This window comes from Mucilaginibacter pineti (assembly GCF_900101875.1).
Classification (GTDB): Bacteria; Bacteroidota; Bacteroidia; order Sphingobacteriales; family Sphingobacteriaceae; genus Mucilaginibacter; species Mucilaginibacter pineti.
On the sequence record NZ_FNAI01000001.1, the window covers coordinates 916,288 to 932,988 of the forward strand.

Consider the following 16,701-nt stretch of genomic DNA (forward strand, 5'->3'; position numbering starts at 1 on the left):
AAGATTTGAAAATGTGTTTTTGTCTGAACCAGGATTTATATGATCGTAAGATTAATGTGATTTAAGCAAAATGCAAAATCAAGAAAATCATAGTTCAGATAAATTCCTATCACAAAAAAACCTGTCAATCCTGCAAAATCCTTAAATCGTGCAAATTTTACTAACTTTGTTAGCATGAAACGATCTGGGAGTGCCGATATGCCTTTACATTACGGTTATGTGCCACAATGGCTTGCCGAGCGTATGGCTAAGCTAGGCTTGGCCGTAGTAGAAAATATTGTGCTCGACTATGGTAAGGACGAAGTACTACGCCGCCTGAGCGATCCGTTTTGGTTTCAGAGCTTGGGAGCCGTTATGGGGATGGATTGGCATTCGTCGGGTATTACTACCTCGGTAATGGGGGCTTTAAAGCGGGCTATTAACCCACATAGCCGCGAATTGGGCATTTACATTTGCGGCGGCAAGGGCAAACATTCCAAACAAACCCCTGCCGAACTTATGAAAATAAGCGAAAGCACTGGCCTTGATGGTAACTATCTTGTAAAATGCAGCAAACTAAGCGCCAAGGTTGATAATACCGCCATACAGGATGGCTTTCAGCTTTATACACATAATTTTATTTTAAGTGATACCGGCAAATGGGCCGTAGTGCAACAAGGTATGAGCGATGCCAGCAGCACGGCCCGGCGATATCATTGGCATTCGGAGCAGCTTACATCTTTTGTAGATGATCCTCATACTTCTATCTACGGGAAAAATACCGGGCTAATACTCAATATGGCCGATAAACAAGCCGGTGGTTCCAGGAATGGCGTAATGCAAATAGCTGCCGAAAACCCGGAAACGATGATCCGCGAGATAGGCAAACTGGTTATGCCTAATCACCATGAAGTTAAGGCTAAGGATGTTGATCTGAAAAGATTGGGTGCCGTATTATGGCTGGCGCACGAAAAACAACCCGCCGATTTTGAAGAGCTACTATTGTTACAGGGCTTGGGCCCGCGTACCCTTCAATCACTGGCATTGGTAAGCGAAGTTATCCACGGCACGCCATCAAGATTTAAAGACCCGGCAAGATTTTCCTTTGCTCACGGTGGTAAGGATGGGCACCCTTTCCCGGTACCTGTTAACGTTTATGACGAAACCATCGGCACCTTACAAAATGCTGTTTATAAAGCTAAAATGGGTTTGTCTGAAAAAAATGAAGCCATAAAGCGCCTGCATAAAATAGCAGAAAATGCCGAGAAAGATTTTACCCCGAATGCCAATTTCGACCAAGTAATAGCCAAAGAACGCGAAGATTCATGGAAATATGGCGGCCGTACGGTTATGGGTAAGGCAAAGCCACCTACCCAGCAACAATTAAAGTTATTTTAGTCTACTTAGTTTCATTTACATACGCCCATTCCCCTGTTTTTACATTGATCTTCCAAGGCTGCGGTTTTGGTAATACAAGTTTACCATCACCTATTTGCAGTGGCATCCACAAGTAGCGCGAATCCCATTGGGCATTGGGCCTCCATTGGTCGGCCATAAATATTACCGTAGTGGTTTTAGTGCCTACCACTTTTAACATCATAGTTGACTGTGAGTTATACGTATTGGTTTCGGGCGGGGCAATATCCTTAAACTCCGACCATGGGCCGCTTAAAGATGTAGCAGTTGCATATTTATTAGGATTTGCACCCCAACCGGTTAGCGCCGATCCTATGGCGTAATACAAGCCATTATAATGCACAACGGCACCTCCCTCAAGGGATGCTTTTATAAGGCACACTTCTTTCTCGATACTCAGATAATCGTCAGAAAGTTTTGCGATGTGAAAGCCGTGAGGTCTGTCTTCAAAAATAAGGTAAGCCGAACCATCATCATCAATAAACTGGCCTATATCCCTGCTTTGCTCGCCCAGCGGACGAAAACTTGTAAGGTATTTATAATCTCCATCTACCTTATCACAAACGGCAACACCAACTCGAGCAGCCTGGTAATTGCCACTATCCATGTGCAGATACATTACAAATTTTTTAGTTTTTTTATTGTAGAAAACCTTTGGCCGCTCCATTACAAAATTGTTACCAAAATCTGCCGGGTCACCAGTATTGATAACCTTATTTCTGAAAGTCCAATTGGTAAGATCTGGTGAGGAATAGCAGCCAACGTAACGCTTAGTTGGATCGTTATCTTTTGCACGGTACTCGCCAAACCAATAATAAAGCTTTCCAACTTTAATGATACCGCCACCGTGTGCCTGTACGTGGTTACCGTTGTTATCGGGCCAAAGTTCGCCTGGTTTAATAATATCCTGGGCCACTACTTGTTGGGAGTAACTAAGCAGCGTAAAAAATAAAAGAAAGGCAAACTTTTTTGTTAAATGGCGCATCATACGGTAAAATATTTACGCGCAATTTAATAAAAACACTATGGGGTTTATACTGCCGAGGCTACTTTTGTAAAATCTATTTTAAGCTGTTATTGATAACCCTGGCCGAATCAAGGCGTACATTTAAAGCAGGAGTAATTTTCTTGGCAAAATCGGCAACAGGTGTATTTTTATCCTGACTGGCGGCTCTAAATGAAGACACCTGTTTTTCATGATTTGATATCATCAATTGCATGTAGGATTTGTCAAATTGCGCTGCATGTAACATCCCAAGGCTATCTAAAATCAACTGGTGTTCACCAACAATGGTGTCAACGGCTGTGGTATCCAGTTTTAGTTTTTTAAGTTCATCATTAAGCTGTGTATAATCGGTTATCATCGCTTTTGCAAACTGCACAACCTGCTGATTCTTTGAATTGGATATGGCTAACCCCGAAGCCTTAACATTGGTCATACTTAACTCTGCAGCATTTTTAACGAATTGCACGTTGGTGTTATCAGTGGCAACCCCGTTATAATTATTCGCTTTCCTGTTACTCTCACATGATTGTATCGAAACCAAGGCTATTAAACCCAAAAACAAACCCATTATTCGCTTCATCTTAAAATATTTATTGTTTTGTTTAGGTTTAACAAAAAACAGGCCAGGTAGTTTCCCAAAGCATTATAAATAAATTAACAGGACCATTGATTATGTTCATACCGATATTATTCCACAAAAAAAACCACCTTGCAATACACAAGGTGGTTAACACATTTGGATTTATAATTTAACTAAAATACTTGGTCGAACTGGTTAACGGCATCTTTACTTTCCAGTACAGAATGGCCCATTAAAAATTCATCTACCTTACGGGCGGTTTCACGGCCTTCGGATATTGCCCACACTACCAGCGACTGGCCACGGCGCATATCGCCGGCGGCAAATACTTTGCTAACGTTAGTACGGTACACGCCTTCTTTGGCTTTAACGTTCTTGCGCTCATCAAGCTCAACATTTAAGTGAGCAAGTAAACCATCAAACTGCGGGTTTAAGAAACCCATGGCCAAGAACACACGCTGACAAGGAATTTCACGTTCCGAACCTTCCACTGTGTGGAACTTAACGGGGCGGCCCATAAAATCCTGCTCCCACTCTACATCAACTACCTTTAATGCTCTCAGGTTTCCATCGGCATCGCCTAAAAACTCAAGCGTGTTAACTCCCCAGAAACGGTCTGCGCCTTCTTCGTGTGAGCTGGTTGTTTTCAGCACCATCGGGAATGTTGGCCAAGGCATATGCTTGGTGCGCTGTGCCGGTGGCTGAAACATCACCTCAAATTGTTTTACCGATGCGGCACCCTGACGGTTTGATGTACCCACGCAATCGCTGCCGGTATCACCACCGCCAATAACTACTACGTCTTTGCCTGTGGCTAAAATATCTTCGGCGTCAAAGCCAATATCGCTTACACGTTTGTTTTGCTGCTTTAAAAAGTCCATTGCAAAATGGATGCCTTTTAACTCACGGCCAGGGATATTAAGGTTACGCGGAATGGTTGAGCCTCCAGCCAATACTACGGCATCGTTGTTACGTAAAAGCTCATCAGCAGCTACGTTTTTACCAACTTCGCTGTTCAGCTTAAACACAACACCATCTTTCTCCATTACCTCTATACGGCGCTCGATAACCCATTTCTCTAATTTAAAATCGGGGATACCGTAACGTAATAAACCTCCTGGTTTGTCATCGCGTTCATAAACGGTTACCGCATGACCAACCTTTGTAAGCTGAGCTGCAGCAGCTAATCCAGCCGGGCCAGAACCTACTACGGCTACTTTTTTACCGGTTTTAATTAACGGAGCGGTAGGTTTTACCAGATTTTTCTGGTAAGCTATTTCAATAATATGTTTCTCAATTTCCTCAATAGCTACGGCTGGCTTGTTGATACCCAACACACATGCCGATTCGCAAGGTGCAGGGCAAATACGGCCTGTAAACTCAGGGAAGTTATTTGTTGACGATAAAATATGGTAGGCCTCTTCCCAGTTTTTACGATACACCGCATCGTTAAACTCAGGGATTATATTACCCAGCGGACATCCCGAATGGCAAAAAGGGATACCGCAATTCATACACCTGGCCGATTGCTGATTAAGCTTCTCGTCGGTATATAAATTCACAAACTCGTTATAGTTCTTTACGCGTTCAGTAGCGGGAACCTTGGTTGGTAATTCCCTGTTAAACTCCTGAAATCCTGTTGGTTTTCCCATCTGAAATTTAGCCTATTGTTTGATATTGTAACTTCTCTACTACTTTTTTATACTCTTTTGGATACACTTTAACAAATTGTGTAGATGCTTCTGCCCAGTTTGTAAGTATTTGCTGTGCAAGCTTGCTGCCGGTTAAGCTGATGTGTTTTTTCAGCAATCCCTTTATTTGCTCTTCATCCTGTAACGATAGCGGATCAAGGTCAACCATCTCGGTATTGCAATTTTCGGCAAAGTTGTTTTCAGGGTTATAGATCCATGCTAATCCGCCGCTCATACCTGCTGCGAAATTGCGGCCTGTTTGGCCCAAGATAAGCGCGCGGCCACCGGTCATGTACTCACAACCGTGATCGCCGATACCCTCAACAACGGTGGTTGCACCGGAGTTACGTACCGCGAAACGTTCGCCGGCCATACCGCCAACAAAAAGCTCGCCCGATGTAGCTCCGTAAAGGGCTACGTTACCAATAATGATATTATCCTGTGGTGCAAAAGTTGCATTTTGAGCAGGATAAATAGCCAGTTGCGCGCCAGATAAACCTTTACCTACATAGTCATTGGCTTCACCTTCCAACTCAAAGGAAATACCTTTGGTGGCAAATGCACCGAAGCTTTGTCCGGCAGAACCTTTGAATTTGTAGTTGATAGTATTATCGGGTAATCCTGCCGATCCGTATATTTTAGAGATTTCGTTTGATAACAGCGTACCAATAGTACGGTTAACGTTAATAACATCGAAAGATGCAAAAACCGGGGTTTTATCTTCAAGTGCTGCTTTAGCGCTTTCCAATAATTTCCAGTCGATGATCTCGGACATACCATGATCCTGGCTTTCACTGTTATAAAGCGTCATGCCTTTGGTATTGGTAACCGGGTGCAAAATGCCCGACAGATCGATCTTTTTAGCTTTCCAGCTTTGCAGGTTGTCTTTAACTTTCAGGAACTGAACACGGCCTACCATTTCATTAATGGTGCGGAAACCAAGTTCGGCCATGATCTCGCGTAACTCTTCGGCCATAAAGCGGAACAGGTTAACCACGTGATCTGCCTTACCGCTAAACAGTTTCCTTAATTCAGGATCTTGCGTGGCAACACCTACCGGGCAGGTATTTAAGTGACACTTACGCATCATGATACAACCACCGGCAACTAACGCGGCTGTTGCAACACCCCACTCCTCGGCGCCCATTAAACAGGCAATTGCCAAATCGCGACCAGTTTTTAACTGACCATCAGTTTGCAACACCACACGACTGCGTAATTTATTGCGTACCAGTGTTTGGTGAGCCTCGGTTAAACCAAGCTCCCAAGGTAAACCGGCGTGTTTTACAGAGCTTATTGGCGATGCACCTGTACCACCATCATATCCGGCAATAAGGATCACATCAGCGTGTGCTTTGGCAACACCGGCTGCTATAGTACCAACACCTGCTTTCGATACCAACTTAACGTTGATACGTGCCGTGCGATTAGCGTTCTTTAAATCAAATATTAATTGAGCCAGATCCTCAATAGAGTAAATATCATGGTGAGGTGGCGGCGAAATTAAACCTACGCCCGGCGTTGAGTGACGGGTTTTAGCGATCCAATCATCAACCTTATGGCCCGGCAGCTGCCCACCTTCGCCCGGTTTTGCACCCTGCGCCATTTTTATTTGTAGTTCATCGGCATTGGTAAGGTAGTTTGATGTTACCCCAAAACGTGCAGATGCCACTTGCTTAATAGCCGAGCGCATAGAATCGCCGTTGGCCATTTGCTCATAACGCATTTCATCCTCGCCACCTTCGCCGGTATTGCTTTTGCCGCCAATACGGTTCATGGCAATAGCCATTGTGCTGTGCGCCTCGTGAGAGATAGAACCGAAAGACATAGCGCCTGTTGCAAAGCGTTTCATGATATTTTCGGCCGGTTCAACCTCATCAATGCTGATAGCTTCGCGGTGATGGGCAAAATCAAGTAAACCACGAATAGTGAAATGCTTTTCGCCCTGCTCGTTAATTACTTTGGCGTAGTTTTTATATACAGCATAATCATTACTGCGGGTAGCGTGCTGTAACAAGTGAACCGTAGTTGGGTTAAACAAGTGCGCTTCGCCCCTGCGTTTCCATTGGTAAATACCGCCTTCGGGCAGTAAATTATCACCGCCTTTGGCATTAAAGCCCATACGGTGTTTACACAATGCCTCCCGGGCAATTTCATCAAGGCCTAAACCGCCTATGCGGGTAACAGCTCCTGAGAAATACTTATCAACTACAGCTTTATTTAAGCCTAATATTTCAAATACCTGCGAACCGTGGTATGATTGTAGTGTCGATATCCCCATTTTTGAGAAGATCTTCAACAAACCATCATTTACAGATTTTACGTAGTTGCTTTGCAGTTTTTTAAGATCGTAGCTGGTTTCTAAACTGCCGTTATTTTTAACTGTTTCAATAGTAGCTAAAGCGAGGTATGGGTTAATTGCAGTAGCACCAAAGGCCAGCAAGCAGGCAAAATGGTGAACTTCCCAGGCATCACCTGTTTCAACAACCAGACCAACAGAACCACGGCGGCCTTTTTTGATCAAATGGTGATGTACAGCAGATACAGCCAGCAAAGTTGGGATTGGCGCATGCTCAGAGTCAACCGCACGATCTGAAAGGATCAATACTTCGAAACCGTCATCAACAGCGTCTTCGGCATAACGGCAAAGCCTGGCTATCCCTTTTTCCAGCGAGCCCGGCATACCATCGGCTACAAAATAGGTTTGCAGTGTTTTGGCATGGAAAAGTCCGGTATCAATACTGCGCAATTTTTCCAGCTGGTGATTTTTTAAGATCGGGTGCTTTAAAACCACACAATGGCAGTGCATTTTATCCTCGTCAAGCAGGTTGCCGTTGTTACCTATAAAGGTAGCAAGACTCATTACCAAACGCTCGCGTATAGGATCTATAGGCGGGTTGGTAACCTGCGCAAAGAATTGTTTAAAATAGCTTGAAAGGTGTTGTGGTTTATCAGACAGGATAGCCAAAGGCACATCTGTACCCATAGATCCTATAGGCTCTTTACCATCAACAGCCATTGGCTTAATAATGGTATCGATATCCTCGCGGCTGTAACCAAATACCTGCTGATAGCGGAATACAGATGCTTCTGAAAGGCTTGCGAACGCTAAACGCGGTTCGGTAAGCTCGCTCAGGTTAATTTTATAGTTCTCTAACCAGCGGCCATAAGGCTGCTGCGAGCTAATTTGTTTCTTTATTTCATCATCGGTGATGATCCTGCCTTTTTCGGTATCGATAAGCAGCATTTTACCCGGCTGTAAACGGCCTTTACGCACTATCGTGCTTTCATCAATAGTCAACGTACCGGCCTCAGATGCGGCAATAACACGACCATCGTTGGTTATAACATAACGTAAAGGACGTAGACCATTCCTGTCTAACACGGCGCCAACCAGTTTACCATCGGTAAAGCTGATAGCGGCAGGACCATCCCAGGGCTCCATTAAGGTAGCGTGGTATTCGTAAAATGCTTTCTTAACTGGGTCCATCTGCTCGTTACCATCCCATGCTTCAGGGATCAGCATCATCATTACGTGCGGCAATGAACGGCCGGAGTGTAAAAGAATTTCGATGATGTTATCCAAACAGGCCGAATCTGACTGGTTGTTATCTATCACCGGCATGATCATTTCCATCTCATCGGCAGTAAAATAGGCCGACGCATATGATTTTAAGCCCGAATAGAACCAGTTAAGGTTACCTGTAAGGGTATTGATCTCGCCGTTATGCGCAATTAAGCGGAAAGGCTGAGCCAGTTTCCATGATGGAAATGTATTGGTTGAGAAACGCGAGTGGATCATGGCAAAGCCAGACGCAATACGCGGATCTGTAAGGTCTGAATAATATTTACGCAGCTGATAGGTAGTTACCTGCCCCTTGTAAACAATAGTTTTGCAGGATAGCGAGGTAAAATAAAAATGCTCTGCCGCTGCCGGGATAGTTTCGGTAATGGTTTTATTAATATACCTGCGTAATATGAACAGCTTACGCTCAAAATCATCGGCGTTGGTAATGTGGTGCGGGCGGGAAATAAAAATCTGCTCTACATCCGGTTCGGCCTGGCGGGCTGTTTCGCCAACTGCCATTGAATCAACCGTAAGTTTACGGTAGCCTAATTTATGAAGACCTAATTTTTCAATAGCATTGGTAATAACAATACGACATGCCTTTTTCGCAGCCGAATCTTTCGGGAAAAATATCATACCTACGCCATACTCGCCGGGCTCCGGCAGGCTGATCTCCAGGTTTGAGCATTCCTCCATGAAAAATTCATGGGGTAACTGTATTAAAATACCAGCTCCATCGCCGGTTTCGGGGTCGCATCCGCAAGCGCCGCGGTGTTCCATGTTTTCAAGCATGGTAAGCGCGTCATCAATTATCTGGTTACTTTTATGCCCATTAATATTGGTTATAAATCCAGTTCCGCAGGAATCGTGTTCAAATTCTGGCCTGTAAAGGCCCTGGTGGCTCTCAGTTTGATTCATTGTAAATTAAACCGTTTTATAAAATGGTGTAATGACGAAGTTACTGATATCAAAAGAAATTATAAAATTTATGAAGATTTTTAAAGATTTCTAAAAAATCAATTATTTACATCATATTTATTTAACATTTTGTTAATAAAAAGAAACATTTATTATGATTAACAAAATGAATTATATAAAAATATTATTTAGAATCGGTATAAAGTTGCACAGACCAAGCGCTTATCATTTATATAAGCGGTAAACCTTTTTATAACAGAATAAAATTTGGCGACATTTTGGTGTAATAATTACACTTTCAAATCAATCTATTGCACCATTTGTACCGACATATTAAATCGATGGTTTTTATATACATTATATAGGAACTACACACTATTAACTATGCACTTTCTAAATTTTCTTACCTTCGTCAAAAAATAAAGATTGATGCCAGCAAAAATTAAAGCCGTTTTTTTAGATCGTGATGGAGTATTAAACCAGGAAATGGGCGACTATGTACGTCGCTTTGAAGACTTCCATGTACTTGATAACTTTGATGCCCTTAAAACCTTGCAAGACAAAGGCTACATGTTATTGGTGGCCACCAACCAGGGTGGATTAGCCAAGGGTTGGTATACTGAAGACGAACTGGCAAAAATGCACAATCACCTGAAAGAGGTTTATCAACAGCACGGCGTAGAAATTACTGATTTTTTTTACTGCCCGCATCATCCAAATTTTACCGGCGATTGTGATTGCCGTAAGCCAAAGCCAGGTCTGCTTTTACAAGGTATAGCTAAATATAACATTGACCCTGCCCTATCTTATTTTATAGGTGACCGTGAACGCGATGTGGAAGCGGGAACAGCTGCAGGTGTAAAAGGCATATTAATTGACAGCGACCAGCCGATAAGTACAGTGCTGGATTTGATTGATTAAGTTTAAGTATGTTTATTGTCATTACGAAGAACGAAGCAATCTCACAGGAAAAGTATCGAGCTTTGTTTATGGGATTGCTTCGTACCTCGCAATGATAAACTCTATATATTTTAATTTCTACCACAGATGGCAAACGGCGATTTGTTTTATTTTTAAAACTTTTTTCGTCTATACAACTTTTACCACTATAATACCATAAAACCACTATATGCAACTAAACCGATATTTTAAAAACTACGACACCTTTATTGCCGCAGTAATTGGGTTTGTTGCTATACAGTTATTTTGCAAATACAGTGGTATCGGCATCTCGCCCGATTCCATTATGTATACAAGCGCTGCCCGAAGTTTGAATGCAAACGGTACGCTGCAAACCTTCAATCATATACCTATTGTTGATTTCCCTGTATTTTACCCCATGTTTTTGGGTACTATCATGTTTATCACCCGTATCGACCCTACCGTATTTGGAGCCATACTAAACGGGTTAATGTTTGCCACATTAATATATACCGCTGGATGGATCATGCAAAGGTTTGTACCTGCCTCCCGCATATATAAATGGCTTATACTGGTAGCTATTATACTTAGTCCGGCTTTGCTGCAGGTATACTCCTACCTATGGTCTGAAACTTTGTTTATCCTCGAAACCTTGTTTTTCCTGGTCGCGTTTAGGCAGTACCTGGTAAAACATACGGTAAAAGCCTTGGTTGCGGCTGCCTTAATTGCTGCTGTTGCCTGCGTAACACGCTATGCCGCGGTAACCATTGTGGGCACTGGTGGCTTATTGCTACTGTTGGATAGGGTTTTACCATTAAAGAAAAAGATAGTACACATCATCATATACGGCTTTGTTTGCATTTCATTACTGGTAAGTAACCTGGTACTTAACGCGTTTATGTCGGGCACTACAACGGGGCCGCGTGAACCATCTATTACATCGTTTGGCAAAAACCTATACTACTTTGGCAATGTAGTTTGCGATTGGATGGGACTTACCCCAAATCAATACTGGATGTCTATCCCGCTGGCTATAATTATTTTCGGCGGATTTATAGCCGCACTGGCTTACAATTACTACCGTCGTAAGCTGGATAGTTTTGAAAACCTGGCCATTACCTTTGCTTTGATTTACGGGTTGTTTATTGTTGTGTCCTCTACATTTTCGAGGTACGAACGTATTAACCACCGTTTGCTTGCCCCTATTTACATTCCTGCACTTTGGGGCTATACAAGCTGGGCGTTGCTCATCTTAAAGAAGATTGCGAATACAAATACCCGCCGCATTGCAGGTGCCGTTTTTATAATACTGATGCTGGGGTTTATTACGAAAGAATATCTTATTGATAAAGCCCGTTATAATGATCAGGTTAGGGACGAATACGGCAATCCCGGTTACTCTGACGAAAGCTGGATAGATTCGGACTTTGCCGATTATCTTAAACACATCGATAAAACCCAGTTCGACCCGAAAGTTACCATTTATACAGATGCGCATGAAGCCGTTTACTTCTTTTCGGGTATGTCATCATACCTGGTGCCACACCGTTTCTTTAAAAAGGACGTGGCTAAATTTTATACTTTCAAGCGTTTTTATCTTATTTGGTTTAACCGGTTAGAAAACCCCGAGCTCATCAATCTTAAAGATATTCAAAAAGCTAAAAACCTGCATAAGATAAAGGATTTTGGCGATGAGGGTGGAATATATGAATATGATGAGGATATGGGAAAGAACTAAATAAGGATGTCTTGAACAAAATTTAATTCTAAAACCAACCCTATTTTTCAATAAAACTTACTAAATATTTTTTAATATACATAAGTACTTATATATAATTTTATTATATAAATTTTGATTTAAAAAACAACTGGCTATATTTGCGCCAGCTAATCTATAGTTTCACTATATAAAAATGAACGGTATCGCACTACATCATCTTCATCTGCATCACCACCATGTGGTGATCAGTTAATATGTATGTTTCTACGCGAAATAACAGCCTCCGTTTATATTCTTTTTTATTATAGTTCCTTAAACTCAATCTTTTGAAAACACTTAAAATAGCGATCCAGAAATCTGGTCGTCTCAACGAAAAATCTGTTGAATTACTAAAAAATTGCGGTCTTAATTTTGAAAATTACAAAAGCTCGCTCATCTCCCCGGTATCAAACTTTCCCCTTGAAATTCTTTTCCTTCGTGATGATGATATTCCCGAATATGTTCAGGATGGTATTGCCGATCTGGGTATTGTTGGCGAAAACGTGATCCAGGAAACCGAAGTTGAAGTAAGCTACCTGCAGCGTTTGGGTTTTGGTAAATGCTCGCTTAAAATAGCAGTGCCAAACAATAATGATATCGCTTCCCTTGCCGATCTTAACGGCAAAGCCATTGCAACTACCTACCCTGTTATTTTAGGCAAATTCCTTAAAAAAGAAGGCATCCAGTCAGATATCCGTACCATTTCAGGATCGGTTGAAATTTCACCGGGTCTGGGTTTAAGCGATGCCATTTGCGATCTGGTTTCTACCGGCGGCACATTAAAAAGTAATGGACTGAAACCTTTTGCCGATGTTATGTCGTCAGAAGCGGTCTTAATTGGTAGCAAGTCTGTTGAAAATAACGATCTGGTTCAGGAGTTGATTCAACGTATACAATCTGTTTTACGTGCTAAGGAAACTAAATACGTAGTACTTAACGTTCAAAAATATAACCTTGATGCGGTATTAGCTTTATTGCCGGGCGTAAAAAGCCCATCAGTAATTCCATTGGCCGAAGATAACTGGGTGGCCGTACACACCGTTATCCCCGAGCGTGATTTTTGGGACAGGATAAGCCAGCTAAAACAAGCAGGCGCACAAGGCATTGTAGTAATGCCTATTGAAAAAATAATATTGTAATCGGAGGCCCGGTTTGTGAGGTGTGTTGACTGAAGTTTCCGACCACACAAACCCCATCACAGAAACCTGAAATGAAACTATACAACTATTCAGAACTTTCTACCGCCGAAATCGGGCAACTGGTTCAGCGTAATATAGATCCGGCAAATGAGATCCGTGCAATTGTTGAAGAGGTTATAGATAATGTTCAACAACACGGTGATAATGCCTTGCTGGATTATGCCCAAAAATTCGACAAGGTAACACTTACCAAGCTTTACCTTGATAAACCTGAACTGGAAGAACTGGCTAAAACCATAACCGCCGAGCAAAAGCTGGCCCTGGAAACAGCTTATAATAATATCTATAAGTTCCACGAAACACAGCTAAAAACTGAAGACAGGGTTGAAACCATGCCTGGCGTTACCTGCTGGCGCGAGATAAGGCCTATTGAAAAAGTTGGTTTGTATATTCCCGGCGGATCTGCCGTGTTGCCAAGTACTTTTTTGATGCTCGGTATCCCGGCGAGACTTGCTGGCTGTCATGAAATTGTGGTTTGTTCGCCGCCGCAAAAAAGTGGTAAGGTTAACGCATTTATAGCTTATGTGGCACTGCTGTTGGGTATAGATAAGATTTACCTTGTGGGCGGCTCGCAGGCTATAGCCGCTATGGCCTATGGTACCGAAAGCATTACAAAGGTTGATAAGATATTTGGCCCGGGTAACCAGTTTGTAACCAAGGCTAAAACCATTATACAATCAACCACTACAACAGCAATTGACATGCCCGCCGGCCCTTCAGAAGTTTTGGTGATTGCCGATGAAACCGCCAATCCGGCTTATATAGCTGCCGATCTGCTGGCACAAGCCGAACATGGTATCGATAGTCAATCGGTTCTGGTGTGTACATCTACTGATATTGCGAATGCAACATTGGCCGAAATTGCAAAACAATTGCCCGTATTGCCCCGTGCCGAAATTGCACAGTTGGCTTTGGATAATTCTTACATTATCGTAACAGATAATTTGAATAACGCAATGCAGTTTAGCAACAAATATGCGCCTGAACACCTGATACTGGCCACAGAAAACTGGTCACAGATTTCAGATAAAATAATAAATGCGGGTTCGGTTTTCCTTGGAAATTTAACTCCGGAAAGTGCCGGCGACTATGCATCGGGCACCAATCACACGCTGCCAACCAGCAGCTATGCGCGGGCTTACTCAGGTGTATCTGTTGATTCATTTGTGAAAAAGATCACATTTCAGCACATCACAAGGGAAGGCTTACAAAACATCGGGCACACCGTTGAAGTTTTAGCTGAAATGGAAGGATTGCACGCGCATAGGAATGCGGTGAGTATAAGAAAGAGTTAATAATAAAGTTTGTCATTCTGAGGAACGAAGAATCTATTCTACAACATAAAGGATCGGTTAATAGATACTTCGTTCCTCAGGATGACATAAATAAGATTAAGATTGAAATGTATAACATCAACAATATACTAAGAGAAAACATCAAAAACCTTACTCCCTATTCGTCCGCACGAGATGAGTACCAGGGCGAGGCAAGTGTTTTTTTAGATGCCAATGAAAATGCCTACGGCTCGCCTTTAGATCAGCAGTTTAACCGCTATCCCGATCCCTTGCAATACAAGGTAAAAATGCGTTTAAGCGAAATTAAGGGTGTGCCTGCACGTAATATATTTATTGGTAACGGCAGCGACGAAGCAATAGACATTCTATTCCGCAGCTTTTGCAATCCGGGTGTGGATAACGTGATCATTGTTCCTCCTACCTATGGTATGTACCAGGTATCGGCAAATATAAATGATGTGGAGGCCCGCAAAGTTTTACTTACCGAAGATTACCAGCTTAACCTGGAAGGCATTGCCGAAGCTATCGACAAAAACACTAAACTCATCTTCATCTGTTCGCCAAATAACCCAACCGGTAACTCCATTAACCGCGAAGATGTGGAAACCCTGCTGGCTAACTTTAACGGATTGGTGATTGTTGATGAGGCTTATATAAATTTTAGTCGTCAAAAAACTTTCATACAGGAACTTACCGAATATGCTAATCTTGTAGTGCTGCAAACGCTTTCCAAAGCATGGGGACTTGCAGGCTTACGCATAGGTATGGCATTTGCCAGCGAGGAGATTATAGAAGTGATGAACAAGGTAAAACCGCCTTATAACGTCAACGAATCATCACAGCAACTGGCTTTAGAAGCATTAGCCAATGTAGACCAAGTGAACGGCTGGATCCGTGAAACATTGCTGCAGCGCGATAGATTGGTGCTTGCCATAAAAGAGTTCGAATTTGTACTGGATATTTATCCCTCAGATGCAAACTTCATCCTTGTAAAAACTACTGATGCTAATGGCATTTATGATTTCCTTGTTAACAAAGGAATCATTGTACGTAACCGCTCAAAAGTTGAGCTTTGCGAGGGCAGCCTACGCATAACTGTTGGAACACCCGAAGAAAATACGATTTTATTGGATACCCTGAAAACGTTTAAATAACCATCCAAGGTAAATCACTAACTCACTAATTCAAAATTGCACAATGAAGCTGCAGAAAATACTCTTTGTAGACCGCGACGGTACCATGATCTGCGAAACACCGGATGAGCAGATAGATTCCTTTGAGAAACTTACGTTTTACCCCGGCGCGTTAACCTACCTGCCTAAAATAGCCAAGGAACTTGATTTTGAGCTGGTAATGGTTACCAATCAGGATGGCTTAGGAACTCCGGTATATCCAGAGGATACTTTTTGGCCGGTACATAATTTCATTCTTAAAACCTTTGAAGGTGAAGGTGTAAAATTCGCTAACCAGATCATCGACCGTACCTTTGCTGCAGATAAAGCTCCTACCCGTAAACCGGGAACCGCTTTGTTAACCCAATACTTCGATACTGAAAAGTATGATCTGAAAGGCTCCTTTACCATTGGCGACCGGAAGAACGATGTACTGCTTGGTCGTAATTTAGGTGCAAAGGCCATCTGGCTTAACAACCACAGCAATTTGGGCGGAGGCGAGTTTACCGAAGCTGATCATATTGCAGATACTATAGCCCTTGAAACTACAGACTGGCAAAAGATCTACGAGTTTTTAAAACTTGGCGAGCGTGTTTTTGAGCATCGCCGTACCACTAAAGAAACCGATATCTACATAAAAATAAACCTTGACGGTACCGGCAACGCAAAGATATCAACCGGTCTGCATTTTTTTGATCACATGCTTGACCAGATTGCCCGTCACGGCAGCATCGACCTGGAGATAACCGCCAAAGGAGATCTGCATATCGACGAGCACCATACTATTGAGGATACAGGCATTGCTTTGGGCGAGATTTTTGCTACTGCATTAGGCAACAAAATGGGTATTGAACGTTATGGTTTTTGCCTGCCAATGGATGATTGCCTGGCACAGGCGGCTATTGATTTTGGCGGTCGCAACTGGATAGTTTGGGACGCCGAATTTAAGCGTGAAAAAGTTGGCGATGTACCTACCGAAATGTTTTACCACTTCTTTAAATCATTCAGCGATGCCTCAAAAAGCAACCTGAATATAAAAGCCGAAGGACAAAACGAACATCACAAAATTGAAGCTATATTTAAAGCCTTTGCAAAGGCAATAAAAGTGGCCGTAAAACGTGATGTAGATAAGATGGTTTTACCAAGTACAAAGGGACTTTTGTAGTGGGCGGTTTACAGTTTGCAGTCAGCAGTTAT

11 protein-coding genes are annotated in these 16,701 nt (G+C 42.5%); 7 read left to right on the top strand and 4 right to left on the bottom strand.

Annotated elements, in window-relative coordinates; translation table 11 throughout:
* The first annotated feature begins 174 nt into the window (after window positions 1-174).
* Window positions 175-1,377, top strand: a complete 1,203-nt coding sequence (locus BLS59_RS03670) for a DUF763 domain-containing protein (RefSeq protein ID WP_091144459.1) — start codon at window positions 175-177, stop codon at window positions 1,375-1,377.
* 1 nt (window position 1,378) lies between these two features.
* Here the strand turns inward: BLS59_RS03670 and BLS59_RS03675 are convergent, their stop codons facing one another.
* The 4 genes from BLS59_RS03675 to gltB form a co-directional block, all read right to left on the bottom strand.
* The gene (locus BLS59_RS03675; RefSeq protein ID WP_205411169.1) at window positions 1,379-2,383 is read right to left on the bottom strand and encodes a family 43 glycosylhydrolase; all 1,005 of its coding nucleotides are present in this window, start codon (window positions 2,381-2,383) and stop codon (window positions 1,379-1,381) included.
* A 73-nt stretch (window positions 2,384-2,456) separates the two neighbouring features.
* Entirely contained in the window at window positions 2,457-2,981 is a 525-nt protein-coding gene (locus BLS59_RS03680) for a DUF4142 domain-containing protein (RefSeq protein WP_091144462.1), read from the bottom strand.
* A 173-nt stretch (window positions 2,982-3,154) separates the two neighbouring features.
* Window positions 3,155-4,633 (bottom strand): glutamate synthase subunit beta, encoded by a 1,479-nt coding sequence (locus BLS59_RS03685; protein ID WP_091144466.1) that lies wholly within the window; start codon window positions 4,631-4,633, stop codon window positions 3,155-3,157.
* Window positions 4,634-4,640: 7 nt separating this feature from the next.
* Window positions 4,641-9,158 (bottom strand): glutamate synthase large subunit, encoded by a 4,518-nt coding sequence (gltB, locus tag BLS59_RS03690; RefSeq protein WP_091144469.1) that lies wholly within the window; start codon window positions 9,156-9,158, stop codon window positions 4,641-4,643.
* 429 nt (window positions 9,159-9,587) lie between these two features.
* On the opposite strand from gltB, the gene BLS59_RS03695 reads away from it, so the two are divergent.
* The 6 genes from BLS59_RS03695 to hisB all read left to right on the top strand — a co-directional run bounded on the left by BLS59_RS03695 (window position 9,588) and on the right by hisB (window position 16,669).
* The gene (locus BLS59_RS03695; RefSeq protein WP_091144472.1) at window positions 9,588-10,079 is read left to right on the top strand and encodes a D-glycero-alpha-D-manno-heptose-1,7-bisphosphate 7-phosphatase; all 492 of its coding nucleotides are present in this window, start codon (window positions 9,588-9,590) and stop codon (window positions 10,077-10,079) included.
* 208 nt (window positions 10,080-10,287) lie between these two features.
* Window positions 10,288-11,817: a hypothetical protein gene (locus BLS59_RS03700; RefSeq protein ID WP_091144476.1), complete on the top strand. Its 1,530-nt coding sequence runs from the start codon at window positions 10,288-10,290 to the stop codon at window positions 11,815-11,817.
* Window positions 11,818-12,125: 308 nt separating this feature from the next.
* Window positions 12,126-12,977 (top strand): ATP phosphoribosyltransferase, encoded by an 852-nt coding sequence (hisG, locus tag BLS59_RS03705; RefSeq protein ID WP_091144479.1) that lies wholly within the window; start codon window positions 12,126-12,128, stop codon window positions 12,975-12,977.
* Window positions 12,978-13,048: 71 nt separating this feature from the next.
* Window positions 13,049-14,332, top strand: coding sequence for a histidinol dehydrogenase (gene hisD / locus BLS59_RS03710; protein WP_091144483.1), 1,284 nt, complete (start codon window positions 13,049-13,051; stop codon window positions 14,330-14,332).
* A gap of 107 nt (window positions 14,333-14,439) precedes the next feature.
* The gene (hisC, locus tag BLS59_RS03715; protein WP_091144486.1) at window positions 14,440-15,486 is read left to right on the top strand and encodes a histidinol-phosphate transaminase; all 1,047 of its coding nucleotides are present in this window, start codon (window positions 14,440-14,442) and stop codon (window positions 15,484-15,486) included.
* A 43-nt stretch (window positions 15,487-15,529) separates the two neighbouring features.
* On the top strand, window positions 15,530-16,669 hold the full coding sequence (hisB, locus tag BLS59_RS03720; protein WP_205411170.1) for a bifunctional histidinol-phosphatase/imidazoleglycerol-phosphate dehydratase HisB: 1,140 nt from the start codon (window positions 15,530-15,532) through the stop codon (window positions 16,667-16,669).
* Window positions 16,670-16,701: the final 32 nt, after the last annotated feature.

Bases quoted from the DNA above. Each gene is read 5' to 3' on its own strand.
- BLS59_RS03670 (WP_091144459.1), top strand. From the start codon at position 175: ATGAAACGATCTGGGAGTGCCGATATGCCTTTACATTACGGTTATGTG.
- BLS59_RS03675 (WP_205411169.1), bottom strand. From the start codon at position 2,383: ATGATGCGCCATTTAACAAAAAAGTTTGCCTTTCTTTTATTTTTTACG.
- BLS59_RS03680 (WP_091144462.1), bottom strand. From the start codon at position 2,981: ATGAAGCGAATAATGGGTTTGTTTTTGGGTTTAATAGCCTTGGTTTCG.
- BLS59_RS03685 (WP_091144466.1), bottom strand. From the start codon at position 4,633: ATGGGAAAACCAACAGGATTTCAGGAGTTTAACAGGGAATTACCAACC.
- gltB (WP_091144469.1), bottom strand. From the start codon at position 9,158: ATGAATCAAACTGAGAGCCACCAGGGCCTTTACAGGCCAGAATTTGAA.
- BLS59_RS03695 (WP_091144472.1), top strand. From the start codon at position 9,588: ATGCCAGCAAAAATTAAAGCCGTTTTTTTAGATCGTGATGGAGTATTA.
- BLS59_RS03700 (WP_091144476.1), top strand. From the start codon at position 10,288: ATGCAACTAAACCGATATTTTAAAAACTACGACACCTTTATTGCCGCA.
- hisD (WP_091144483.1), top strand. From the start codon at position 13,049: ATGAAACTATACAACTATTCAGAACTTTCTACCGCCGAAATCGGGCAA.
- hisC (WP_091144486.1), top strand. From the start codon at position 14,440: ATGTATAACATCAACAATATACTAAGAGAAAACATCAAAAACCTTACT.
- hisB (WP_205411170.1), top strand. From the start codon at position 15,530: ATGAAGCTGCAGAAAATACTCTTTGTAGACCGCGACGGTACCATGATC.